The organism is Streptomyces sp. NPDC055140 (genome assembly GCF_053607285.1).
In genome coordinates this window covers 1-1,819 of sequence record NZ_JBSGTG010000168.1, presented here as the reverse complement: position 1 = coordinate 1,819, position 1,819 = coordinate 1, and the positions used below count along the sequence as shown (strand labels likewise).

Annotated in this window: 2 protein-coding genes; both read right to left on the bottom strand. The window is 68.0% G+C overall.

What is annotated here, in order from left to right; all coding sequences use genetic code 11:
* The coding region (locus ACWFR4_RS48690) for a solute carrier family 23 protein (protein WP_453658401.1) at positions 1 to 488 on the bottom strand (488 nt) is incomplete at its 3' end.
* A 13-nt stretch (positions 489 to 501) separates the two neighbouring features.
* Entirely contained in the window at positions 502 to 1,524 is a 1,023-nt protein-coding gene (locus ACWFR4_RS48685) for an isopenicillin N synthase family dioxygenase (protein WP_453658399.1), read from the bottom strand.
* Positions 1,525 to 1,819: the final 295 nt, after the last annotated feature.

Below are 1,819 nucleotides of genomic sequence, written 5' to 3'. Positions count from 1 at the left end.
GCCGCGTAGTCCGCCGCCGTGGGGTCGCTGCCGACGACAAGGTTGACGCCGACACCGATCAGCGCCAGGCCGACCACGGTAATCACCACACCGCTCACCAGCGGCGGGAAGAAGCGCGCTGCCTTGGCGAACGGCCAGGCGACGAGCAGGCCGAAGAGTCCTGCGGCGAGCATCGAACCATATACGGCCTGGAGCCCGTACTCACCGGCGATCAGGATCATCGGCGTCACGGCGGTGAAGGCAGCGCCGGCCATCACGGGCATGCGGACGCCGAGCACCCGCCCGACGCCCGCGCCCTGGATCATCGTGACGACGCCCGCGACCAGCAGGTCCGCGTTGATGAGCAGAGCGATGGTCGAGGCATCGAGCCCTGCGGCCGCGCCGAAGACGAGCGGCACCGTGACACAGCCCGTGTACATCACCAGAACGTGCTGGAGACCCAGCACCGCGAGCCGCCCGAACGGCGCCAGCTGCTCCGCAGACATCATCACGACAGTCCCCTTACCGTGCGAAGTTGGCGGCGATGCGCTGCTGGATGTACTGCTCCGCCGTGATCGGCGGATACCGGCCCTGCGGCCCCTCGATCACCACGTCACGGTCGGCCTGGGCGAAGAAGGCGATGCTGTAGCGGGCGCCCCGGTCCTCGCCAGGGCCCGGGGACTTGACCCGGTGGAAGTTGGACGGAAGCCGGTCGTCGCTCCACCGCATCAGCATGTCGCCGATGTTGCAGGTGATGGCGTCGGCCGAGGGCACCACGGGAGTCCACTCCTGGGCCTCGGCCTCCATTCCTGGGCATACCTGCAGCCCGCCCTGCCCTTCCTGCTGGAAGAGCAGTGTCAGGCAGTCGAAGTCGGTGTGCGCACCGGCCCGCCACACCTTCGGGTCGGGCTCGGCGTCCTCGGGGATCGCGAAGTAGTGCAGCATCCGCAGGGTGGACTGGTAGTGCATGCTCTGAGGGTCGTGGGCGCGGCTGAAGAAGTCGCCGGCGAAGCCCAGCTTGTCGGCGAAGCAGGACAAGACCCGCATCGCCACCTCGCGGCAGCGCGTCTCGAAGTCGAGGGCGCACAGCTGGAATTCGGGCAGGATGTCGTCAGGCCAGAGCCCCTCCATGTGAGGGCGGGTGACCTGGTACGACTCCTTCTGGTCCGGTGTCCCGACGGACGGCCTGACCTGGGCCATGGACTCCCACCCGGAGTTGAGGCCCTTCTTCAGCCCATGCCGGGCCTTGCGGGCCTCGGGCAGCGCGAAAAATCCCTCAGCGTTCGTGAACGCCTCGCCCACCAGAGCCTGTTCGATGCCATGGTTGACCAGCTGGAAGAACCCGATGTCCGTGGCCGCCGCCCACAGCTCCTCGGCGATCTCGGCCTTGCGGGCCTCGAAGTCGGAGAGGTCGATGCGACGGATCTCCCGCGCCGTGGTCTCGGTTCCGGCCCCGCCCATGCGGGTTTCCTTGTCGAGTTCGGCGAGGCCGTACGTCGATCGAGGCGTCGTGTGCGGCACAGCACGCGTCGTGATGTCAGTCATCGCGGCAAGCACTCCTGAGTACGTCGAAGTGGTGTTCTCCGAGTCCTACGAGGTGCAGTCACCGCCCCTGCACCCCCACCGCGGACACTCAGAGGTCCGCGGGCACGGTCGGCCTCGGACCCATCCGTGGGCCCGGCGCCGTGGACTGGCATACGCCCCGTCGACAGGGGCCATGCGCGATGAAGCCAGCCTGACGGCACCGTATTTCGTCCGGGAACCCGTTCTGTTACTGCGGCAGCACGGCCACGACGAACGGCAACGTCAGTGTGGCGGCGGTACGGGCAGAAATCGGGAC